The organism is Bowmanella dokdonensis, from assembly GCF_017254865.1.
Lineage (GTDB): Bacteria > Pseudomonadota > Gammaproteobacteria > Enterobacterales > Alteromonadaceae > Bowmanella > Bowmanella dokdonensis.
Genome location: NZ_JAFKCV010000008.1, coordinates 60,123 through 81,147 on the forward strand (window position 1 = coordinate 60,123; position 21,025 = coordinate 81,147).

Genomic DNA, 21,025 nt, shown 5'->3' on the forward strand with positions numbered 1-21,025 from the left:
CGGTTTTTTAAATCAGACAAGAACAAAGGAGGTGCCATGCGTAAAAGATCGACCTATAAACCCAGAAAGCCCCTGCAGCCCAGTCCGAGAAGAAGGCTGATGATGAAGGCACTGCGGCGAAAAATCCAACTACGCCGCCAGCAGTATCTGGACAGCGATTATTCAGTAGTGGTGGCCCAGGCCAGTTAATCCAACTTTGCAGAGCGCTGTTTCGCAGCCCGTTTCTCGGCCCTTCTCCACTTGAAAAAATCTGACAACAGGGCTCCACACCGTTCAGCTAACACCCCACCGCCTACCTCCACCTGGTGATTCAATCCGGGATGCCGAACCAAGTTCATTATGGAACCGCAGGCACCGGTCTTGGGGTCACTGGCACCGAACACCAGGCGTCGGATACGGCTGTGTACCAGCAACCCGGCGCACATGGGGCAGGGTTCAAGGGTGACATACAAGGTAGCGTCGATCAGCCGGTAGTTGCCTATCCTGGCTCCGGCCTCGCGAATGGCCAGCATCTCCGCGTGGGCTGAAGGATCATGGCTGGAGATAGGGCGGTTCCATCCCTGACCGAGTATATTCCCCTCCTGCACCACCAGAGCGCCAACCGGTATCTCCCCCTCTTTCCAGGCTAGTCGGGCAAGGTCCAGCGCCTGTTCCATCCAGTATTCGTCATTCTCATGCGTCACTTGAATTCCCAATAATCTTTCTGTGGTGGTGAAAGTTACCACTCGTTAGTCTGATTCGCCAAACACAGGTGACAGACTGCCAACCATGCATCTTCAACCTACTGAAAAGTAATAGATTTATCCTTGGCTAGCTATTTGCTATCAACAAGCGTTAGGATATTTCCATTCATTAATTACAGGACTAGCCATGAATATTACTGCTGTCGCCATCGTCGCTATTATCTGTTGGGCTATAGTCGAGCTGGTCAACTCGAAACGTAAAAAAGCCCCTAAGTTAAACGAGACAGAAATAAACAGCCTTAAGGAAGAGATTACCCGGCTGAGAGAGCGGGTACAAAACCTGGAAAAAATCGTTACCGATGAGAATTACGATCTGAAAAAGCAGTTCGATAATCTGAAGGACTGATGGTTTTGTGACTAGGCAGAAGCAGACTCATGCTGCTTCTGGCCTTGTGACAGGGTATCTGAAAGAGTCTGTTGTCCGTTCCTCTCTACACCTCCCCTTCCCTTCCTTATGCGCGCTAACGCACCGACCACATCAGGATATCTGTTTATAGTCTGTTTCCGGTCAGTGCATCCTGTATTGACCGGACCCACAGTGAGGTTCATATGAACAAACACAGTAAACAGAAGAGCGATGAGCGTGACGACAAAATCGACGCCGCAAACCAAGCCGAGATGGCCGATAAAATGGAAGCCATTCCAACACAGGCCGCACCTGGTGTCCGAGCAGTACAGCCCCCCTACCCTGGCGCCAAACTGAAATGGCCGCAGCAGGTGAAATCAGCCAAAAGGCAGTGGGGCAAGCTCAGCGAGGAAGAAATACGCAAAAGCGAAGGTAACCCACAACGACTAAGCACTTTAGTTCAACAGCGGTATCGCATCGATCACCAACTGGCGGACAAGCAGGTCAAAACCTTTCTGGATAAGTGCATTACGGCCTAGACCCAGCCGACGCTGCACTTTAGTGCCGATAAACTCTCCTAATCTCTTTGCAACTAAAGGAATAAACATGACTATGTTCAATGTAAAAAAACTGCTGGTAACCACCGCCGTTGTAATGGTACTTGGCAGCACAGGTGCTGTGGCTGCGGATATGACCACCACCCAGGATGACCCTGTTACCAACGCCCGGCATGAAGTGCAAATCTGGACCACCTATGCATTAAGTCCTTACCTGCAGGCCAGTGATCTCAGTGTTACCGTACTGGACGGCAAGGCCACCTTAACCGGTAGGGTACAGGACTCATCGCACAAGGAACTGGCGGAAGCTATTGCCGCCGGCGTCAAGGGGGTGACGGACGTGGATAATCAGATCACCGTAGATGAAAATCACAAAGGCTCCCCACGCCATACAAGCCGTGATTACGGGGACGTGGTGGCGGATGCGACCATCACTACTGCGGTAAAATCCAAGCTGTTGTGGAGTAAGCACACTGAGGGGATGGATACCAAGGTGACGACTAAGGACGGTAAGGTTGAGCTCACTGGCACCGTGGCGACGAAGCAGGCCAGGCTGCAGGCCGAGAAGCTCGCCAAGAACACCGATGGGGTACGATCGGTAAGCAATAAACTGGAAGTGAGTGAAAACACAAACGCCGACAACAATCCGCCTGAAGAGGATACAGAAGCCGGTACCGCCATCGCCGACAGCTGGATTACCACCAAGGTCAAGTCCACCTTTCTGTATTCCAGCAATGTTGCCTCGTCTGACATTTCAGTCAGTACCGACAGAGGCATTGTCACCCTGGCTGGCAAAGTAGACAGTGGGGTGGAACACGCGCTGGCCATTGAACTGGCACAGAATATCCGCGGCGTAAAAAGTGTCTCGTCCAAGCAGCTTATCCACTGAGTGGTTATTTTTCTGCGCTAATGTGTGAACGCATATTAGTCGCAGACTACCTGCTATTTTACTCAGGAGGTGTTGTGAAAGAACCTCGGTATACCAATCCCTTTTTATTGCGCAGCACGTTGCAAAAGCTGAGAGCCGACGGCAGCCGGGCACAGCCTGACGTCCACAGTTGTGAAGAAATGTTGCAGCACGATATCTGGAGTCAGCAAAAACAAGAGTTGCAGCAGGAAAACCAGCGTTTGCTAAAAGCGCTGCTGCAGGTACAGACAGAGTTGCAGCAATTGATGCGAGACGGCCAGTGCGACGCCCTGACCCAGACCCTTAACCGCAGTATTATGCTGGATCGCATCAGACAGGCTATCAGTATTGCCAAACGGCAACATAGCCTGTTTGCCTTACTCTTTATCGATCTGGATAACTTTAAACCTGTTAATGACCAATACGGCCACGAGGCCGGCGATCAGGTGTTGCAGCAGGTCAGCATCCGTTTGAGAGCCGCAATACGTGACAGCGACGCCATCAGCCGGCACGGCGGCGACGAATTCCTGCTATTGCTCAACAATGTCACAAATAAGCATGATGTCAGCTTGTTTGCTGTCAAAATGGCCCACCTGCTGGCACAGCCTTATCAGCTAGCAAATCACAGCGTCTCCTTGTCAGCCAGTATTGGCATGGCCATCTTCCCTCACCATGGTGATAACGCCCAGGCCCTCATCAGCCACGCCGACACGGCAATGTACCGGGCCAAGCAGCAAGGCGGCGCCTTCGCCTGTTAAAGGGCTGAAAAGTCTGTTGCCACTATGCGCGCCAGCGTACCGACAGGGCGATGCCCATCCGGCATAGTGTGGCAGGGCACACCTTTGTGCAGCCCGGACTACCAGGAGCTTCAGATGAAAACAGATATTCCCACATCCCTGACCATGCGCTTGCCGTGGCGCCGCATATGGCCGCTAAGACACATCACGATTATGGTGGGCACCACTATGCTCATCTCAGCCTGTGCAGGCTCGCCCAAGGCGCCCTATGCTGAGCTTCAGGCCGCCGAGCAAGCTATTGGTAACGCTGAACGGGCGCAGACCGTCCGTTACACCAACATCGAACTCAACGCAGCCCGCTCCGAACTGAGCGCGGCCCGCAACGCAGTAACAGCGAAAAACATGTCTCAGGCACAGCGCCTGGCAATGCAGGCGCAGGCCAGTGCAGAGCTGGCCCTGGCCCGTGCTGAATTGATCAAGGCACAAGCCGTCAATCAGGATATGCAACAAAGCATTGATGCCTTGGAGCAGGAAGCACAACGTAATCTTTCAGGAGTGAAACCATGAACCTCACCGTACCTTTTGCCAAAACACTGCTAAGCGTGGGTCTGGCCAGTGCGTTGTTATCCGGCTGCGTCAGTAGTCAAAAAATACCGGACGGCGCTGCTAATGTGCGTCAGCAGCTTATCCAACTGCAGGGTGATCAGCAACTGGCGGTACTGGCGCCGCTGGCCATAAAAGATGCTGAACAGGCGGTGATCCTGGCTGAGCAGCCACAAAAGAATGCCGAACTGGCCAGTCACCGGGTGCTGATGGCCGAGCGCAAAGTGGCGTTAGCCAGTACCCAGGCACAAACACGCCTGCTTGAATCACAGCGCAAAGCGTTGCGTCAACAACGTGATGACGTCAGGCTCAATGCCCGCACGCTCGAGGCAAAAAGGGCACGAGCCGACGCCAGCGATGCCCGCAGTGATGCCGAGCAGGCGCGCCTCCAGGCCAGCAATGCCCGGGCTGAGGCCACTGACGCCCGCAACAATACTGAACAAGCCAGGCGCCAGGCCATGATGTCTGCCAACCGTGAGCAAATTGCCTTATCAGATGCACGTTCTGCGCGCGAACAGGCTGACACCTCTGATGCAAAAGCCGCAGAGTTGCGCACTCAACTGGCCGAGCTGAACGCCAGGCCCACCGACAGAGGGCTGGTGATCACACTGGGTGATGTGTTGTTCGATACCGGCATGGACAGCCTGAGAAACGGTAGCAGCAACCATCTGGATAAGCTGGCGTTGTTCTTAAAAGCCTATCCTGAGCGCACCGCCCAGATTGAAGGCCATACAGACGATGTGGGCAGCGACGGCGCCAATATGCTGTTGTCTCAGCGCCGGGCCGAGACAGTCAAAGCCTTTCTACTGACACAGGGTGTTGCCGACAGCCGGTTAAATGCGTCAGGCAAGGGTGAAAGTGAGCCACTGGCCAGCAACGCCACCGCGGATGGACGGCAGCAAAACAGACGGGTGGAAGTCATTATTGCCGATGCGGTTGAGTTGGCGGATAAGCGCTAAGCGCGCTGGCGCACCGACCAGACTGACAGAGTCAGGGATACTGACAATAAGACAAGGATAATCCTGCCCTTGTCTTACACAAACGGAGTGATTATGGAAAAGTCAACAGACACAAATACCACCAAAAAGGGTTTCAGCAGTGGTGTGGATTCTGCTTCGGGCAGCATACATCGTGTGATAGACAATGCTGCAGAGGCCAGTTCTCCGGCAATCAAGCACATGACCGCCAGTGCCCATGAGACGGTGGATAAAATGGCCAGTGGGGTGAATCACGCCGCGGAGGTCATTTCGAAAAAAGGCGAACAGTTGCAACATTTGCAGCAGCAACTGGCCGAGGGTACCCGAAACCAGGTCCGCAGCCATCCGCTGGTATCCCTTGGCGTCGCCCTGGCAGGGGGCATGTTGTTCAGTTGGTGGTTAAGCCGCCGCACCGGTGCACAAAATGGCGCATAAACAGACTGGAACACCCGCTGAGGCGGGTGTTCTTCCGGTTCCCCCACAGGTGACGGCTGAGATGGCTTTGTGGTGGCAGCAGGCCAGAGTCCTGGCTTATGATCAATTGCAGTTACTGATGCTCGAGGGGCAACGGGTGGCAAACAGTATGGTGGCGTTGCTGATATTTGCCCTGTTAGCGGGCCTGCTGGCCCTGACATTTTGGTTTGCCCTGCTGGCCCAAATCATCATACTGGCACAACACAGCCTGTTGTCAGTCGCACAGGCGCTGGGCCTGGCGATGGTAGTCAACCTCTCAGGTCTGTGGTTTGTACTGCGGCGCTTAAGGTCTTACAGCCACCTGATAGGATTTCCGGCGACCATGCAAAGTCTGCGCTTGTCGGGGACAACTGACAGCAAAGGGGCAAGATAAGATGCGACGGTCAGTCAAACTCGATGGCCAAATCGCCATGCTGGTACTACAGCTGCCACGACAACGTCTGCAGTTGAGTGCGCAAACCCACGCCGTTGTGCAGGCTGTGCGCAGCAAACTCAGTTCTCCGGCGGCGCTGGCGGTGGCCACCGCCGGCGGCGTGTTGATTGGCTGGGGGCTATATCGCCAAGACTCCCCCACCTCTGTCAGCAATGCGACAGACAACCCCAAACTCTCAGTGGCTGCCTGGCTGCGGCGGGGTCTGTGGGCAGGATTTATGGCTTACCTTGTTCGCAAGACTGTCTGAACGGCGTTTCCGCTTCTGGTTTACCCAGTAGATTCCGATAGTCGTCCAACCCCACCTGATAACATTCGCAGGACATTTCCTGCAGTGCCTTTCGATCCAGAATCTTCACTATCCCTCTGCTGTAACTGATAATTTGCTGACTCTGCATAAGACCGGCGGCGATGGTTACGCCGCTGCGCCGCACGCCCAGCATATCCGCCAGGAACTGATGGGTCAGATAAAACCTGCTGCTATGAGCACGGTCATGACTCATCAGCAGCCAGCGAGCCAAGCGGGCAGTCAGTGCATGGAAGTGTCCACAGGCGGCATTTTGAGATAGCAGCGTCAGTTGTACAAAGAGGTATTGTTGTAATATCTGCTGCAGGCTGGGACAGCCAGGCAGAAGTTGCACCAAATCGGCAATGCTAATACGCCAAGCAGTGCCCTTGCCTTGCACCACAGCCTGCATCGGAGCTGTTGTCACGCCCAGAACCAGGGTGGCCCCGAGCATCCCCTCATTGCCTATCAGACCCATTTCCAGCGGTTTATGACCGGCCAGTTTACTGACCAGCGAAATAAAGCCGCTGAGGGGAAAGTAAAGATAGCGATAGGGCTGATTAGGTTCACAGAGAATATCGGCAAACTGCAATTTCACCATCTCACAGTGTTGCAGCAGAAGATGGCGCTCGTTGGGGATTAGCAGTTGCAGTAAGTGATTGGTAATAGCAGGGACGGTAACAACAGACATTGAATAAGCCTCTAGCACTGACGTTGCCATTTTGGCGCAAGACAGGTGCTATGCAGCCTTGACAAGTTATTGTAACGGTGAGAGGTGTTGGTTTCTGTGCGCTACGACACTAAATGCCTATGAGGAAGAAAAGGACAGCAGACGATCGGTTTCGGCTTTTACCACCTCGTAGCATTCGCAGCTTAGTTGTTCCAGCTTCGACCGGTTGGTGACGGTGATATGACCACGACTGTAATCAATCACACCCTCTTTGTGCAGACGGCTCGCGGCTTCAGTTACCCCTTCCCGGCGCACCCCCAGCATATTGGCAATCAGCTCCTGGGTCATTACCAGGTGGTTGTCTTTGAGCCGGTCCAGTGACAGCAACAGCCAGCGACACAACTGCTGATCGATACTGTGATGCCTGTTGCAGACGGCGGTCTGGGCCATTTGTGTGATCAGGGCCTGTGAATAGCGCAGCAATAGATACAACAGCTCACCGTGACGGTTAAATTCGTCTTTCATGCGCTGGCCAAGTAACCGGTAACCAAAACCTGCACTTTGCACTATGCCGCGGCTGGTGGTGCTGTTCCCGCCCATAAACAGCGCCACGCCGATCATGCCGTCATACCCGACCACGGATATTTCTGCCGATGAGCCATTCTCCATGACATACAGCAATGACACGATACTGTCGGTGGGAAAATACACATAACGCAGTGTATCGCCTGACTCGTACAGGACTTTGCCCAGGGGCATCTCTATCAATTCCAGATGGGGAAAAAGCCTTTGCTGTACATCTGCAGAAAGGGCGTTAAGTAGCTGGTTTTGTGTCGGTTGATGCAGCTCGGGGTCAATAGACTGCGTTGCTGGCAATTTAGGCAAAACGTTATCCTTATTTTGGGCGAGGGAGGTCCAAGTATAGCCGAACAAAGGATTCGCTCTGTACGATACCGCACATACAGAGCGTAACTACAGGCAACGCAACCCGTACCCGCTAAATATCTATTTAACCCGCATGGCGTTTTTTACCGAGGTCACGCCGGTAACGTCACGTGCCAGCCGTACGGCTGTATTGATATCTTCTTCTGAATTGACAAAACCGCTTAACTGCACGACGCCTTTGAAGGTTTCGACATTAATCTCCCTGGATTTCAGCGACGGGTGATTAAAAATTGCCGTTTTTACCTTAGTGGTAATCACCGTGTCATCCACATATTCGCCGGTACTTTCCCGGGTATTGGTGGCGCCGCATCCCAGCAGCGTGAGGCTGAACAGACTAAGAAAAAACACTGCAAAGATATTACGTGTTCTCATGATGAAAGTGTCCTGTTTGTAAGGGGAATAATAAGGCTTAGAGCTTGTGATGGTGTTTCATGCCCTGTCTCATCTATTGCATTAACGGACGGCCAGCTTAAACCTGTCAACCCTGTTGCTCTGTGCGCCAGCGCACCATCGTTGCGCTGAATATTTGTTATGGTGCGACAGCGTACATACAAGCCAGCGGCAATCCCTCATAGTTAACTTTCTTTTACAGTGAACAGGTAGAACTCTATGTTGGAAACAGTGATCGTAGTACTGATTATTCTGTGGGCACTGGGCTTGGTGTCATCCTATACCATGGGTGGTTTTATCCATATTTTGCTGGTGCTGGCCCTGGTAGTGGTAGCTGTACGTCTGATTCGCGGTCGCGGAATCTGATTCAAGCATGGATCTAATGGCCCATTAGACTAATTTTCCCAAAGCAATCTTCCGGACAATAAAGGGCGATGATAAAATCTGTCGCCCTTACTTTTCCAGACTACCACATGGCTTCATGCTGCCGAATTCGTACTGCACTTTTTTTGTTCAACTGTATCTTTGTTACGGGGCCCCTGGCGGCTGATGAGGCATCACAACAGGCACCCGGCATTGTTCAGGCCCCTGCGCTCAATGTCCATGAAGGTGCGGCCTCACAAGCGGAATCTGAAAGATTGAGTGAAGCTGCCAGGCAGATGCTGGCGATATCGCAGCGCACCGCGGAACTGACAAAACCGCTGGGGATGAGCTTACATCCAGGCATTACCCTTTCTTCGGCGCCCATTGGTGCCTTGCCTGACTCCCCGGTAATAGCTAATGCCAGAATACTGGTGTTACCGATTAACCTGAACGATTCACAAACAGTACGTGATGCGCAAAGCGGACATTATCAGGGTACCGGCGAAGGCCCTTCAATCCGCTTCCATATCAATGACATCGGCATACTGCTCAGCAGTGTTCCACTGGATTACACCACCGGCGAGTTTTTCCACCAGCCTTATCTCAAGGGAGATATTGACGGTTTTCCTGTCTATCAGGGCCCGGGAGGCGATGTATTGTTGTTAAGCCGCAACGGCCGCCTGCCTTATAAACCCCTCACCATAGAGCAGTTTCTTAGCAGACTGATTGCAGATGAAGAAGCGACTCAGGCAAAGTTCGCTGACTTGCCGGGTGACAGTGAAGTGGCAGCCCAGGCCCGGGCTGCCTACAACGACTGGCAGGCGACCCAGGCAGAGCAGTTGGCGATGATGGCCCAGATCTTTAAGACTGCCTTCCCGGACAGTGCCCAATATGAACAGGAGCTGGAAAAATACCGGCGTAACCAGCAAATCATCGGTGAGGGGCTGCGCAAGCAGGCTGAGTCCGTCCCACAACAGGATCCTGAAGTGGCCCGGATCAATCAGCAGCGTGCCCAGCGTATTAAGGATCTTAAAGCAGAATTGGCCGGACTCTCTGTGGCACAGCGACAGTCCCCTGCCTGTGCATCGGCACGGATACGCCGGGGTAGCCTGCATATTCTTGACTTTGCCTGCAAGGAAGGAAGCACCCCTTACGTAGTGCCGGACCAGGGCTATTTTGATCGCAGCTTACCTGCTGGCACGGTGCAACTCATTGCGGTTACCGCCACCTACGGACTGTTACCAACCCCGCGGGATCATGAGCTGCATTTTACAGCGGCCAAACTGCGCTCTGCGGGTCTGCAAGTGGACTATAAGGCCATCGCGTCCCTGATAGAATAAGGTCGCCTCAACAGGCGACCCAAAAAAATCTGCCAGACATCCAGCTCTGCTAAACCCGCCTTACTCCCATTCGATGGTGGCGGGTGGCTTGCCGGAAATGTCGTAAACCACCCGGGAAATGCCATCCACTTCATTGATAATCCGGTTGGACACCTTGCCGAGGAATTCATAAGGCAGGTGCGCCCAATGGGCAGTCATAAAGTCGATAGTTTCCACTGCACGCAAAGAGACCACCCAATCGTATTTACGGGCATCCCCCATGACCCCCACCGAACGTACGGGCAGGAACACGGTAAAGGCCTGGCTGACCTTGTGATACAGATCCGCCTTGTGCAGTTCCTCGATAAAGATGGCATCGGCGCGGCGCAGCAGATCGCAGTATTCCTTCTTCACTTCGCCCAGTACACGCACTCCAAGACCCGGGCCCGGGAAAGGGTGGCGGTACAGCATGTCGTAGGGAAGTCCCAGCTCCAGTCCGACCTTACGCACCTCGTCCTTGAACAGTTCACGCAGCGGCTCCACCAGGCCCATCTGCATATCTTCGGGCAGACCGCCCACATTGTGGTGCGACTTGATTACATGGGCCTTGCCGGTCTTGGAGCCGGCCGACTCGATCACATCCGGATAAATGGTGCCCTGGGCCAGCCATTTGGCATTCTGCAATTTAGAGGCCTGCTCGTCGAAGACCTCCACAAACACCCGGCCGATCACCTTGCGCTTGGCTTCCGGATCTTCGACCCCGGCCAATTGGTCCAGGAACCGCTGCTCGGCATCTACCTTGATAATATTCAGGCCGAAGTGATCGCCGAACATATCCATGACCTGCTTGCCTTCATTCAGGCGCAGCAGGCCGTTGTCGACGAATACGCAGGTCAGATTCTTGCCGATGGCCCGATGCAGCAACATCGCAGTGACGGAGGAATCCACCCCCCCGGACAGACCGAGGATCACTTCATCCTCACCCACCTGCTCCTTCAGGCGTGCGACGGCATCGTCTATGATGGTCGCCGGCGTCCAGCGCTTCTCGCACCGGCAGATGCTGACCACGAAATGTTCCAGCATGCGCAAGCCCTGACGGGTATGGGTCACTTCCGGGTGGAACTGCACCCCATAGAAGCCTTTATCCTCATCAGCCATGGCCGCAAAAGGACAGCTCGGCGTCTGGGCGAGGGTCTTGAAACCGGGGGGAATGGCGCTGACTTTATCGCCATGACTCATCCACACATCCAGCAGGGCGTTGCCATTCTGGCCCACATGATCCTCGATATTGGTAAACAGCGCGGACTCGTGAATGACTTCCACCTGGGCATAGCCGAATTCACGGATGTTGGAGCCCTGAACCGCCCCGCCAAGCTGTTCGGCCATGGTCTGCATGCCGTAACATACACCCAGTACCGGTACGCCGGCGTTGAACACATACTCAGGAGCTCTGGGAGAATTCAGCTCGGTGACTGATTCGGGCCCACCCGAAAGGATAATGCCCTGGGGATTGAATTCGCGGATCTGCTCTTCTGTCACATCCCAGGCCCACAGCTCACAGTAGACGCCGATTTCGCGGACCCTGCGGGCGACAAGCTGGGTGTACTGGGACCCGAAGTCCAGGATTAAGATGCGATGGTCATGAATGTTTGCAGTCATGGATTTCCCGTATGAAGTAGTCTGCGGCAAGGCCGCGCAAATAAAATAAACAGGGGGAGCACCCTGGCTCCCCCTCAACCTGAGACCGCCCTATCCCATTCGGTAGTTGGGTGCTTCCTTGGTAATGGATACATCATGTACATGGGATTCGCCCATACCGGCCGCAGTAACCCGGACAAATTTAGCCTTGGTGCGTAATTCATCAATAGTGGCGCAGCCGGTCAGCCCCATGGCACTGCGCAGGCCACCCATTTGCTGGTGAACGATATTGGCGATGGGCCCCTTGTAGGCGACACGGCCTTCGATACCTTCCGGAACCAGCTTTTCGGCATTATTGCTGTCCTGGAAATAGCGGTCAGAGGACCCATGACTCTGGTTCATGGCACCCAGTGAACCCATGCCGCGGTAGGACTTATAGTAACGGCCCTGGTACAGCTCCACTTCACCTGGTGCTTCCTCGGTGCCGGCCAGCATGCTGCCGACCATCACACAACTCGCACCGGCAGCAAGGGCCTTGGCGATATCACCGGAAAAACGAATGCCGCCATCGGCAATCACCGGAATGTCAGTGCCTTCCAAACCTTCCACCGCGTCAGACACGGCGGTAATCTGCGGCACGCCGCAGCCGGTCACGATTCGGGTGGTACAGATAGAGCCGGGGCCGATACCCACCTTGACGGCATCCACCCCTGCCTCAGCCAGCGCCTTGGCCCCCTCCGCTGTGGCCACGTTACCGGCAATCAGTTGCAGTTCAGGGTAGTCCTGACGGACCTTTTTAACTCTGTCGATAACGCCCTGAGAATGCCCGTGAGACGTGTCGATCAACAGCACATCCACCCCGGCTTCCACCAGCAGTTTGATCCGCTCATCGGTACCTGCGCCGACACTGACCGCGGCGCCGACACGCAAGCGACCCAGAGCATCTTTACAGGCATTGGGTTTGCTCTCGGCCTTCTGGAAATCCTTGACTGTGATCAGGCCCTTGAGTTTAAACGCGCCGTCCACCACCAGAATCTTCTCGATACGGTGCTCGTGCATCAGGGCCAGCACCTCCTCGGAGCTTGCGCCTTCCCTGACGGTGACCAGACGCGCTTTTGGCGTCATTACATTGGCAATGGGCAGTTTGTGGTTGTTTTCGAAACGCAGATCACGTCCTGTCACTATACCGACCAGGTTATTGTCCTTATCGACAACCGGAAAGCCGGAGTAACCGTGTTGCTTGCTCAATACATTGATCTCGCCTATGGTGGCGTCGGGTGTCACTGTCATAGGGTCGGAAACCACGCCGCTTTCGTACTTCTTGACCTGGCGTACATGGCTGGCCTGCTCTTCGGCAGTCATGTTTTTGTGGATAAAGCCGATGCCGCCTTCCTGGGCCAAGGCGATGGCCAGACGGGCTTCACTGACGGTGTCCATTGCAGCAGAAATCATCGGGATATTCAGTTCGACACCGCGGGTTAAGCGGGTCTTCAGACTGGCAGTATGGGGGAGTACGGTAGAATGACCTGGGACTAACAATACATCATCGAAAGTCAGGGCTTCTTTTTCGATTCTGAGCATCGCAACAACACCTTTAGAATGAGGATTTAGTTGCGGCGCAATTGTAGCCGTTTTGCCCTTTAGGGTAAACTTAAATTCCGCTCCCCGACCAAGTTTTTTATGCCTTCCAATCAACAGACAATCTACACAGTCAGCCGTCTCAATCGCCATGCCCGTCAGGTTCTGGAAAGCGAAATAGGCCAGGTGTGGGTGCGGGCCGAAATTTCCAATTTTGTCGCCGCCGGCTCAGGCCACTGGTATTTTACCCTCAAGGACGATCGGGCCCAGGTGCGGGCAGCCATGTTCAGAAACACCAACCGACGCGTCAGCATGCGACCTCGTGAAGGAGACAGGGTACTGGTCCGGGCTGCCATCAGCCTGTACGAACCCAGGGGGGATTACCAGCTTATTGTCGAGCATATGGAGCCAGAGGGGGAAGGGTTGCTCAAACAACAGTTTGAACAGCTCAAGCACCGGCTTCTCAGCGAAGGGTTGTTTGACGCCGAGCATAAAAAACCCCTCCCCCATCCCATTCTCCGGGTGGGTATAGTGACCTCCCCCACCGGCGCAGCCCTGCATGATATCCTCACCGTGCTCAGGCGCCGCAACCCGGCTATTGAGGTGATCCTTTACCCCAGCCAGGTCCAGGGCGGGGTGGCAAGCAGCCAGTTAATTCAAGCCATTGAAACGGCAAACAGGCGCAAGGAAGTGGATGTCCTGATCGTGGGACGGGGCGGTGGTTCGCTGGAAGACCTCTGGTGCTTCAACGATGAAATGCTGGCCCGTTGTATCTTCGCCTCTACCTTGCCAATCATCAGTGCAGTGGGCCACGAAGTGGATGTGAGCATTGCCGATTTTGTCGCCGACATGCGTGCTCCCACGCCTTCTGCAGCAGCAGAGCTGGTCAGCCAGGACAAGTTGGAACTGCAAAAACGTGTGGAGCAGTGTCAACATCGCCTGGCACGGGCCTTCGGCAACTTTCTGAAAACCAGGCAATACCTTCACCATAGGGTGGCCAGCCAACTCGAGCGGTATCACCCACAAACAAAGCTTCGGCAGCAGGCGCAGCATCTGGACGGACTTAGCGCCAATCTCCATCACCTGTGGCAACGTCGGTTGAACCAACTGCACAGCCGCATGCAGGGCCTGGAGGGTCGTCTTGCCAGGCAATCTCCCGGGCAAAGGTTGGAAGCCCAGCAACAGCGTCTCACTTATCTGCGGCAGTCTCTGCAAAGAGGCTGGCAACAGTTATATCAGTCAAAGCAACACAAATTGGCCGGGTGCTCTCATCTGCTTGACACCGTCAGCCCCTTGGCCACGCTGGCCAGAGGCTACAGTATCAGTCTGGTGGGAAGGAGGCTCATCACAAGGACCGATGTCTTGCAGCCGGGTGATCAGATGATCACCCGACTTATTGACGGAGAGGTTTCAAGCAAGGTTACCGCCATCAGGAAAAGGTAACCCTGCCTTACGTTAGCCGGATCTGCACCTGCGGGAAGCCGTCAGTAACAATAACCCGCCAAGCGACATCAACATCCCTCCTGGTGCGTCAACCTGCAATAGCACCTGTTGGGGTAATTCCAGGTCTATTCCCGGATGGGGGAAGGCAACATCGTCCCTTTCCGAAGGGATAAAGCCGTCCAATGGCGGCAACTGATATACATCATCAGGGAAGGAGTCTGCAAACACAGGCGGGTCAATAAGAACCGGATTTGTCACTACCAACGGCCCCTCAGGCATTTCTCCATCTACTTTGCTGTCAGGGGACAGGGGAGCCGGAGCAAAGCCCCCTGTCAGCCCCTGATTGCCAACCGTAGGCGTAAGTAAACCATCGCCCTGCTCATCCCAATCAAGGTCAGGTGCACTGTTGGGGTCGGGAAAAGCTTCAGGAAGAATGCCGGCTGACGCAGGCGTCGGTGAATACTCGGTGTCACCAGAAATTTCAGGCGACTCCTGCACTCTGTCCGCCGTTGGCCCATTATCCAACCATAGCAGTGGGGCCGCATCGGCGATCTCCTTAAGCATTGGCAGACCAGCACCTATGTCGTTGAGGTTGTCACTTATCTTTGCGTGCTCGCCGCCAATATTCGGGCTGCTATTCAGTCCTTCCGACCACTGGTCATTGAGAGATTCATCGTGCTCCCGGTCTTTATCTCCAACTGAGCCAGATCTGGTAAGAAAATTGACCGGCAACGCCGTAAAATAGGAACTGGGGCCCAGCAGGGCATCGAAGCCGCCAAACTTTCTGCAGCTTCCAAACTCTTGAGCACACTCATCGCGTAACCTGGCTTCAATCCGACCAAAATGAAGAGGATCATTGAGTCGGCCTGATATGGCGACTCTTGGCAGTTTCGCCTGGTAAAAGCCCAATCGCCCAAGCAGTTCGTCGAGTGATATCTCAGCCACAGGCCTTCTGGCCTGCGCAGGATAACGGACAAACTGCCTTTGTTGTATGTTGACGCTAGGGTCATTTCTGGAGACACCGGTATCTGAACCCGGTATATCGGCCAGTATCAAAGAGGCGGAAGCATTAGTGAGATAAAAGGAACTCAGTGCAGCAAAAACCAGAACCATCCATCTTTTAAACCCCCACCCTGCATCATTCCAGCCCCTGGTGAGTAACGTTTTCATATCCCTCCCTCGCTTTAACCGATTCAATTCGACTGTAAGCCAGACCTTTCCTGTCAAGGGTCAATTCAGCCCTAAAAGCATAGTCGGTGTTGGCAAAATTGAAAATAAATCAGCAAACTTGCGGGGATTTCATGCGTTCTTGTTGGAAAAAGGATGATCTTCCAGAAGCGAGAAGGTTTTGCAGCGGAACAGTACCTGACAAGCTTAAGGTATTACCAACCTGAGGCTGGTTATGCCGCTGTCGCTGAAGGAGAGCAGGTAGATATCTGCATAATCGGACTCAGTCATGTCGGGGGCTTCACCGCCGAGCATTTCAATCAGTTGTGGAGTGGTGTTGCTATGCCCGACAATCAAGGCATTTTCGGCGCGCTCCAGCAAATTGCTGGCAAAGTTATCCAACTGCTGCGGATCATAATGGCTCACCTCAATCTCCCTGTGTTCAGCCAGGGGCATAACGGTTTGGCGTGTCCTGCGATAGGCCGTGCTGTATATTCGTGTCAGAGGTACATGCGCAAGCATGGTGGCTAAGTGCCTCGCCTGGGTCAATCCATTGTCTGTGAGGCCCGGATCTTGGCTTTCCGTGGTTTTCTGGGCATGACGGAGCAGATACAAGGTGAACTCTTTTGCCAAGGCAGGTTGCAATGCAGCCAAGCCAATCAGCCCACATACAACTATCATACGTAACACAGTATTACCTCATTTCTTCTTGTGAAAGGACATCAGTCGTTTTCGCTTTCTCTCTTGTGAGAGGGTAAGTTGATTCTTCTTGCCTTCAAAAGGGTTGGCCCCTTCCCGGAATTCGATGCGAATGGGGGTACCCATTACTTTCAGCGATTTACGGAAGTAATTCATCAAAAAGCGTTTGTAGGAGTCAGGCAGATCCTGCACCTGATTGCCATGGATCACGATCACGGGCGGATTATACCCCCCGGCGTGGGCATACTTCATTTTTACCCTGCGACCTCGGATCAAAGGGGGCTGATGATCCGCCTGGGCCATTTCCATGATCCGGGTGAGCATGGCGGTATTGATCCTGTGGGTCGCAGAAGCATAGGCTTCCTGTACCGACTCAAACAGGTTACCTACTCCAGTACCATGGAGCGCAGAAATAAAATGCAGCCGGGCAAAATCAATAAAACCCAGCCGCCTGTCCAGCTCACGCTTGATATCGTTTTTGACATCGGTATCCAGACCATCCCACTTATTGACCGCCAGCACCAGTGAACGGCCGGAGTTGAGCACAAAACCCAACAGGCTCAGATCCTGATCGGAGAGCCCCTCCCGCGCGTCTACCACCAGCAACACCACGTTGGCTTCTTCGATGGCCTGCAGAGTTTTGACGATAGAAAACTTCTCCACCATGTCGGAAACTTTCCTGCGCTTGCGTACGCCGGCAGTATCAATCAGGACGTACTCGCGCCCGTCACGCTCCATGGGGATAAAGATGCTGTCCCTGGTGGTGCCTGGCTGATCGAAGACCACCACCCGTTCCTCGCCCAGAATCCGGTTGGTCAGGGTGGATTTACCCACATTGGGTTTACCGACGATGGCCAGTTTGATTGGCTGGTTTTGCAGTCTTTCCAGTTGCGCCTCTGCGTCCAGCTCTTCGGCGGCAGGATCGGCCTCGGTTGTCAGCATGTCGGGAAAACGCTCTGCAAGCGGCTTGACCAGGCTCTCAAGCAGCTGGCTCACACCACGTCCATGGGCGGCGGCGATCTGATGCACGTCACCCAGGGCCAGTCGATAGAACTCAGCCACTTCGCTGTCGCCGTGTATACCGTCCACTTTATTGGCAACCAGATGTACCGGCTTGTTCTGAATTCGCAGATGCCTGGCAATAGCCTCATCGGCCACGGTCAATCCGGCCCTTGCATCCAGCATGAACAAGACTACATCGGCTTCCTCAATAGCCAGCAGTGACTGCTGAGCCATCTCGGCATCGATGCCTTGCTCATCGCCGCTTATCCCACCGGTATCGACCACGATAAACTGCAAGCCTTCACAATTGGCCTGGCCATACTTACGATCCCGGGTCAGTCCCGGAAAATCGGCCACCAGGGCGTCCCGGCTTCGGGTCAGACGATTAAACAGAGTGGACTTGCCCACATTGGGACGACCAACCAGCGCGACAACAGGTAGCATAGTGACAGTATCCTAGTGGCCGCTCAGCTGACTGATACGGCAAGCAAAAACAATAATGGCCCTCATGGGGCCACTATTTTAACAGCTAATTGTGGCTTTGGCTTAAGGGGTTTCAATCGCCTTGAGCTGGCCGTCCCGGGTCTGGGTATAGAGCACCTTGCCATCCACCACCGGAGCGGCATAAATGCCTTCATCCAGATCGTTATCGCCCACTTCCAGACGAGCAACAATCTTGCCGTCAGCCTGGCTCAGCCAGTGCAGATAACCGTATTTATCACCCACCACCAGGTAGCTGCCGAGCGGCTCAGCCTCCGTCAACTGGCGGCTGCGCAGAGTGTTCTGGCTCCACAGCTCTACGCCGTTACGGCGATCCAAGGCGAAAACCTGGCTTTCAGTGCTGACCACATAGAGGTTATTGGCATCCAGCGAAATGCGACGATAAGATTTGTATTCACGTTTCCAGATAGTCCGACCGCTGCGCAATTCCAACGCTGCCAGGCTGCCGTCGAAGGAAATGACATAAATGACGCCACCCAGCACCAGTGGTTCCACATCGATATCGACGATACGGTCCAGTTCGGTTGCGCCGGATGCGGCTGTCACCGCCTGTTCCCAGGCAATCTGACCGTTTTCCATAATCACGATGGCCACTTTACCTGAGGCAGTACCGACAATGGCACCACCGCTGTTGACGGTCGGCGCTGAGATACCGCGCAGGGACAGAGGGGGCACTTCCGACTCATACAACCACTGCTGTTCACCCGTTTCGGCATCCAGGGCAAACATCACACCCGCACCCGTATTAATGATCACCAGACCATCGGATACGGCGGGCCTGGCCAATACTTCGCCTTTGACCTTCGTATGCCAGCGGGTCTCACCGGTCTCTGCGTTCAGGGCATATACATCACCATTTTCCGTACCGAAATACAGGGAATCATAGGCCGCCACCAGGCCCCCGGCGATTCGGGCAGAGGCGCCTTTTTGCCATAGACGGGAAACACCTGACCACCAGGCCTGCTCACCGAAAAGCGCAAAGTTCTGCTCCCAGATCACTTTGCCACTGGTTTTGTCGAAGGCCTTAATCTGGCCATGGCGATCCGCCGCAAACACCTTGTCATAGGCAACGGCCGGTCTCAGACGGGAGAAATGCTCACCCACACCTTCTCCCACTTCCTCCTCCCAGATGACCTTGGGGGTGAAAAGTGGCTCGATGGGCTGGAGCTCCTTGATCTTCAGCTCTTCCTCTTCGATAAACCAGGTAGTGGGATCCATCCACTGGGGCAGGATGGAACAACCAGAAAGACCCAGCAGCGAAAACAGACACAGGGCGCGAACAGAGTTTCTAACCATCTGATACCTCATGCGCTGGCTTTCGCGATCAGATTGTCCAGTTTCATCTTCAGCAGGTTATTGCCGGCATTGTCCTCCAGTGCCGCACTGTAGGCAGCCCTGGCCTTATCCAAGTTACCCTGACTGGCATGGATATCGCCTCTGAGCTCCTGAACCTGCGCGTTAAAGCTTTCCTGGCCGACAGCATCCAGTGCTGACATGGCCTGCTCATAGGCCGCCTGTTGAATATGCACACGGGCCAGGCGAATATTAGCCAGGGCAGCGATGGCGGGTACGTCGGTAGAATTGACGACAAAGGAAAGTTGTTTGGCCGCCTCGTTAAGATCATCACGGCTCACCGCTTCCTGGGCCAACTGAAAGGCCAGTAACATGGCGTAATTGTTGTCCTTGTTCTGCTCCAGATACGTCAGGGCACTGGTGAATCCCTGTTCGTTCTGGCTCAGGGATTCGACCGTCTGCTCATACTGAATAGAAGCAGTCTCCTGGGCTTCGATACGCTGATCATTGTAGTAACGCCAGCCCCACAGCCCCCCCAGACCGATGACGGCGCCAAGAATGATGGAGGTGCCGTTTTCTTTCCAGAATTGCTTGATGGCTTCAACTTGTTGTTCTTCGGTGCTGTAGCTTTCCATCCCTATCCCCTGTAATTCATTTCGTCAGCGCCTGGCCAAGTACGGAAGGCAAGTCTTTCAGGCCGATCATGGCCTGTGGCTCGTCTTTTCTCAGGTACTTGAGCCCAATCTGGCCCTGTTTGATTTCTTCTTCTCCGACAATCAGGGCAATTTCTGCCCCGCTTTTATCGGCCCGCTTCATTTGTTTTTTCAGGTTGCCGCCACCGCAATGGGTCTGCAACCTGAGGTGTGGAACCTGATCGCGCAGCGATTCGGCTAACTGAAAAGCAAAAACTTCTGCCTGCTCACCCAGTGGGCAAAGGTAAACGTCCACTGCCGCCCGAGGCGTTGCCAGTTGCAGTGCTTCGATCAGCAAAACTAACCGTTCCAGTCCCATGGCAAACCCGACCGCAGGGGTAGACTTGCCGCCGAGCTGTTCGACCAGACCATCGTAACGGCCTCCGGCACACACAGTACCCTGGGCGCCCAGCGCATCCGTTACCCATTCAAATACGGTACGGTTGTAATAGTCCAGTCCCCGCACCAGACGTGAATTAACCCGGTATTGGATGCCCATCTGCTGTAAACGTTCACACAGCAGATCAAAATGTTGCCTGGATTCTGTGTCCAGATGGTCCAGCAGATCCGGCGCGTCTTTCAGCACCTCCTGCACTTGGACATTCTTGCTGTCCAGCACCCGCAGGGGATTGGTCTCCATTCTGCGCAGACTGTCTTCGTCGAGCTTATCAGCGTGCTGGAGGAGGAAAGCAACCAGTGCCTCCCGGTAATTGGCACGGGCCTCACTGGAGCCCAGTGAATTGATCTCGAGGCTGACCTTGTCCGACATGCCAAACAGCTTCCACAGCCGGGCTGTCATCAGGATGATTTCTGCGTCTATATCCGGTCCGTTCAGGCCAAAGACTTCCACCCCAAACTGGTGGAACTGGCGATAACGACCTTTCTGGGGACGCTCATGGCGGAACATGGGCCCTATGTACCAGAGTCGCTGCTGCTGGTTGTAGAGCAGGCCGTGTTCATTACCTGCCCTGACGCAACTGGCCGTTCCTTCTGGACGCAGGGTCAGGCTGTCGCCATTGCGGTCCTCAAAGCTGTACATCTCTTTTTCGACTATGTCGGTGACTTCGCCGATGGAGCGTTTGAAAAGGTCGGTGCTTTCCACCACGGGAGTGCGGATTTCCTGATAGCCATAGGCGGCGACCAGAGCGCGAATCTGTGTCTCCACCCATTGCCAGAGGGCAGACTGCCCAGGCAGGCAATCGTTCATTCCGCGGATGGCCTGAATTTGCTTACTCACTGATATTTCTCAATTTAGTGGTCCATGC

Annotated in this window: 25 protein-coding genes and 1 pseudogene; 13 read left to right on the forward strand and 13 right to left on the reverse strand. The window is 54.3% G+C overall.

Features of this window, described 5'->3' with window-relative positions:
* Positions 1-36 precede the first annotated feature (36 nt).
* Positions 37-189 carry a hypothetical protein gene (locus J0A66_RS14270; protein WP_206574510.1) on the forward strand — a complete coding sequence of 51 codons (153 nt, stop codon included), beginning with the start codon at positions 37-39 and terminating at the stop codon, positions 187-189.
* Here the strand turns inward: J0A66_RS14270 and tadA are convergent.
* A complete protein-coding gene (gene tadA / locus J0A66_RS14275; protein WP_206574511.1) occupies positions 186-683 on the reverse strand; it encodes a tRNA adenosine(34) deaminase TadA in 498 nt (165 codons plus the stop codon). The genes J0A66_RS14270 and tadA overlap by 4 nt on opposite strands.
* 187 nt (positions 684-870) lie before the next feature.
* On the opposite strand from tadA, the gene J0A66_RS14280 reads away from it, so the two are divergent.
* The 9 genes from J0A66_RS14280 (at position 871) to J0A66_RS14320 (ending at position 6,024) form a co-directional block, all read left to right on the forward strand.
* On the forward strand, positions 871-1,089 hold the full coding sequence (locus J0A66_RS14280) for a hypothetical protein (protein WP_206574512.1): 219 nt from the start codon (positions 871-873) through the stop codon (positions 1,087-1,089).
* 203 nt (positions 1,090-1,292) lie between these two features.
* Positions 1,293-1,628, forward strand: a complete 336-nt coding sequence (locus J0A66_RS14285; protein WP_206574513.1) for a CsbD family protein — start codon at positions 1,293-1,295, stop codon at positions 1,626-1,628.
* A 67-nt stretch (positions 1,629-1,695) separates the two neighbouring features.
* Positions 1,696-2,535 carry a BON domain-containing protein gene (locus J0A66_RS14290; RefSeq protein WP_206574514.1) on the forward strand — a complete coding sequence of 280 codons (840 nt, stop codon included), beginning with the start codon at positions 1,696-1,698 and terminating at the stop codon, positions 2,533-2,535.
* A 74-nt stretch (positions 2,536-2,609) separates the two neighbouring features.
* Positions 2,610-3,311 carry a diguanylate cyclase domain-containing protein gene (locus J0A66_RS23420; RefSeq protein WP_206574515.1) on the forward strand — a complete coding sequence of 234 codons (702 nt, stop codon included), beginning with the start codon at positions 2,610-2,612 and terminating at the stop codon, positions 3,309-3,311.
* A 114-nt stretch (positions 3,312-3,425) separates the two neighbouring features.
* Positions 3,426-3,857: a DUF4398 domain-containing protein gene (locus tag J0A66_RS14300; protein WP_206574516.1), complete on the forward strand. Its 432-nt coding sequence runs from the start codon at positions 3,426-3,428 to the stop codon at positions 3,855-3,857.
* Positions 3,854-4,852: an OmpA family protein gene (locus J0A66_RS14305; RefSeq protein WP_206574517.1), complete on the forward strand. Its 999-nt coding sequence runs from the start codon at positions 3,854-3,856 to the stop codon at positions 4,850-4,852. Before J0A66_RS14300 ends, J0A66_RS14305 begins: the two co-directional genes overlap by 4 nt.
* A gap of 93 nt (positions 4,853-4,945) precedes the next feature.
* Positions 4,946-5,305 (forward strand): hypothetical protein, encoded by a 360-nt coding sequence (locus J0A66_RS14310; RefSeq protein ID WP_206574518.1) that lies wholly within the window; start codon positions 4,946-4,948, stop codon positions 5,303-5,305.
* Positions 5,295-5,717, forward strand: coding sequence for a hypothetical protein (locus tag J0A66_RS14315; protein ID WP_206574519.1), 423 nt, complete (start codon positions 5,295-5,297; stop codon positions 5,715-5,717). The genes J0A66_RS14310 and J0A66_RS14315 overlap by 11 nt, the downstream gene beginning before the upstream one ends.
* A gap of 1 nt (position 5,718) precedes the next feature.
* Positions 5,719-6,024 (forward strand): hypothetical protein, encoded by a 306-nt coding sequence (locus tag J0A66_RS14320; protein ID WP_206574520.1) that lies wholly within the window; start codon positions 5,719-5,721, stop codon positions 6,022-6,024.
* Here the strand turns inward: J0A66_RS14320 and J0A66_RS14325 are convergent.
* From J0A66_RS14325 to J0A66_RS14335, 3 genes are all read right to left on the reverse strand, one after another.
* Positions 5,993-6,751 (reverse strand): Crp/Fnr family transcriptional regulator, encoded by a 759-nt coding sequence (locus tag J0A66_RS14325; RefSeq protein WP_206574521.1) that lies wholly within the window; start codon positions 6,749-6,751, stop codon positions 5,993-5,995. The genes J0A66_RS14320 and J0A66_RS14325 overlap by 32 nt on opposite strands.
* 117 nt (positions 6,752-6,868) lie before the next feature.
* Entirely contained in the window at positions 6,869-7,615 is a 747-nt protein-coding gene (locus J0A66_RS14330; RefSeq protein ID WP_241264205.1) for a Crp/Fnr family transcriptional regulator, read from the reverse strand.
* Between the two features lie 120 nt (positions 7,616-7,735).
* Positions 7,736-8,047, reverse strand: coding sequence for a BON domain-containing protein (locus tag J0A66_RS14335; protein WP_206574522.1), 312 nt, complete (start codon positions 8,045-8,047; stop codon positions 7,736-7,738).
* Positions 8,048-8,284: 237 nt separating this feature from the next.
* On the opposite strand from J0A66_RS14335, the gene J0A66_RS14340 reads away from it, so the two are divergent.
* Positions 8,285-8,431, forward strand: a complete 147-nt coding sequence (locus J0A66_RS14340; RefSeq protein WP_206574523.1) for a lmo0937 family membrane protein — start codon at positions 8,285-8,287, stop codon at positions 8,429-8,431.
* A gap of 272 nt (positions 8,432-8,703) precedes the next feature.
* Positions 8,704-9,768 (forward strand): DUF3523 domain-containing protein, encoded by a 1,065-nt coding sequence (locus tag J0A66_RS14345; protein WP_206574524.1) that lies wholly within the window; start codon positions 8,704-8,706, stop codon positions 9,766-9,768.
* A 60-nt stretch (positions 9,769-9,828) separates the two neighbouring features.
* On the opposite strand, the gene guaA is transcribed toward J0A66_RS14345, so the two are convergent.
* Together guaA and guaB are read right to left on the reverse strand one after the other, a co-directional pair.
* Positions 9,829-11,406 carry a glutamine-hydrolyzing GMP synthase gene (gene guaA / locus J0A66_RS14350; RefSeq protein ID WP_206574525.1) on the reverse strand — a complete coding sequence of 526 codons (1,578 nt, stop codon included), beginning with the start codon at positions 11,404-11,406 and terminating at the stop codon, positions 9,829-9,831.
* Positions 11,407-11,496: 90 nt separating this feature from the next.
* Positions 11,497-12,966, reverse strand: a complete 1,470-nt coding sequence (gene guaB / locus J0A66_RS14355; protein ID WP_206574526.1) for an IMP dehydrogenase — start codon at positions 12,964-12,966, stop codon at positions 11,497-11,499.
* Between the two features lie 99 nt (positions 12,967-13,065).
* On the opposite strand from guaB, the gene xseA reads away from it, so the two are divergent.
* On the forward strand, positions 13,066-14,406 hold the full coding sequence (gene xseA / locus J0A66_RS14360) for an exodeoxyribonuclease VII large subunit (RefSeq protein ID WP_206574527.1): 1,341 nt from the start codon (positions 13,066-13,068) through the stop codon (positions 14,404-14,406).
* A 12-nt stretch (positions 14,407-14,418) separates the two neighbouring features.
* On the opposite strand, the gene J0A66_RS14365 is transcribed toward xseA, so the two are convergent.
* From J0A66_RS14365 to hisS, 7 genes and pseudogenes are all read right to left on the reverse strand, one after another.
* Positions 14,419-15,351 (reverse strand): hypothetical protein, encoded by a 933-nt coding sequence (locus J0A66_RS14365; protein ID WP_206574528.1) that lies wholly within the window; start codon positions 15,349-15,351, stop codon positions 14,419-14,421.
* Positions 15,352-15,780: 429 nt separating this feature from the next.
* Positions 15,781-15,999 carry a hypothetical protein gene (locus J0A66_RS23425; RefSeq protein WP_241264206.1) on the reverse strand — a complete coding sequence of 73 codons (219 nt, stop codon included), beginning with the start codon at positions 15,997-15,999 and terminating at the stop codon, positions 15,781-15,783.
* Between the two features lie 3 nt (positions 16,000-16,002).
* Positions 16,003-16,254 (reverse strand): annotated as a pseudogene (locus J0A66_RS23830) (histidine phosphatase family protein); the annotation flags it as partial.
* A gap of 18 nt (positions 16,255-16,272) precedes the next feature.
* Entirely contained in the window at positions 16,273-17,718 is a 1,446-nt protein-coding gene (der, locus tag J0A66_RS14375; protein WP_206574530.1) for a ribosome biogenesis GTPase Der, read from the reverse strand.
* 102 nt (positions 17,719-17,820) lie between these two features.
* A complete protein-coding gene (gene bamB / locus J0A66_RS14380; protein ID WP_206574531.1) occupies positions 17,821-19,071 on the reverse strand; it encodes an outer membrane protein assembly factor BamB in 1,251 nt (416 codons plus the stop codon).
* Positions 19,072-19,079: 8 nt separating this feature from the next.
* Positions 19,080-19,703 (reverse strand): YfgM family protein, encoded by a 624-nt coding sequence (locus tag J0A66_RS14385; RefSeq protein ID WP_206574532.1) that lies wholly within the window; start codon positions 19,701-19,703, stop codon positions 19,080-19,082.
* Between the two features lie 16 nt (positions 19,704-19,719).
* Positions 19,720-20,997, reverse strand: a complete 1,278-nt coding sequence (hisS, locus tag J0A66_RS14390; protein WP_206574533.1) for a histidine--tRNA ligase — start codon at positions 20,995-20,997, stop codon at positions 19,720-19,722.
* Between the last annotated feature and the right edge of the window lie 28 nt (positions 20,998-21,025).

Bases quoted from the DNA above. Each gene is read 5' to 3' on its own strand.
- J0A66_RS14320 (WP_206574520.1), top strand. From the start codon at position 5,719: ATGCGACGGTCAGTCAAACTCGATGGCCAAATCGCCATGCTGGTACTA.
- J0A66_RS14305 (WP_206574517.1), top strand. From the start codon at position 3,854: ATGAACCTCACCGTACCTTTTGCCAAAACACTGCTAAGCGTGGGTCTG.
- J0A66_RS14340 (WP_206574523.1), top strand. From the start codon at position 8,285: ATGTTGGAAACAGTGATCGTAGTACTGATTATTCTGTGGGCACTGGGC.
- bamB (WP_206574531.1), bottom strand. From the start codon at position 19,071: ATGGTTAGAAACTCTGTTCGCGCCCTGTGTCTGTTTTCGCTGCTGGGT.
- J0A66_RS14310 (WP_206574518.1), top strand. From the start codon at position 4,946: ATGGAAAAGTCAACAGACACAAATACCACCAAAAAGGGTTTCAGCAGT.
- guaB (WP_206574526.1), bottom strand. From the start codon at position 12,966: ATGCTCAGAATCGAAAAAGAAGCCCTGACTTTCGATGATGTATTGTTA.
- J0A66_RS14270 (WP_206574510.1), top strand. From the start codon at position 37: ATGCGTAAAAGATCGACCTATAAACCCAGAAAGCCCCTGCAGCCCAGT.
- J0A66_RS14280 (WP_206574512.1), top strand. From the start codon at position 871: ATGAATATTACTGCTGTCGCCATCGTCGCTATTATCTGTTGGGCTATA.
- J0A66_RS14335 (WP_206574522.1), bottom strand. From the start codon at position 8,047: ATGAGAACACGTAATATCTTTGCAGTGTTTTTTCTTAGTCTGTTCAGC.
- J0A66_RS14285 (WP_206574513.1), top strand. From the start codon at position 1,293: ATGAACAAACACAGTAAACAGAAGAGCGATGAGCGTGACGACAAAATC.
- J0A66_RS14290 (WP_206574514.1), top strand. From the start codon at position 1,696: ATGACTATGTTCAATGTAAAAAAACTGCTGGTAACCACCGCCGTTGTA.
- xseA (WP_206574527.1), top strand. From the start codon at position 13,066: ATGCCTTCCAATCAACAGACAATCTACACAGTCAGCCGTCTCAATCGC.
- J0A66_RS14315 (WP_206574519.1), top strand. From the start codon at position 5,295: ATGGCGCATAAACAGACTGGAACACCCGCTGAGGCGGGTGTTCTTCCG.
- der (WP_206574530.1), bottom strand. From the start codon at position 17,718: ATGCTACCTGTTGTCGCGCTGGTTGGTCGTCCCAATGTGGGCAAGTCC.
- J0A66_RS14325 (WP_206574521.1), bottom strand. From the start codon at position 6,751: ATGTCTGTTGTTACCGTCCCTGCTATTACCAATCACTTACTGCAACTG.
- J0A66_RS14385 (WP_206574532.1), bottom strand. From the start codon at position 19,703: ATGGAAAGCTACAGCACCGAAGAACAACAAGTTGAAGCCATCAAGCAA.
- J0A66_RS14300 (WP_206574516.1), top strand. From the start codon at position 3,426: ATGAAAACAGATATTCCCACATCCCTGACCATGCGCTTGCCGTGGCGC.
- guaA (WP_206574525.1), bottom strand. From the start codon at position 11,406: ATGACTGCAAACATTCATGACCATCGCATCTTAATCCTGGACTTCGGG.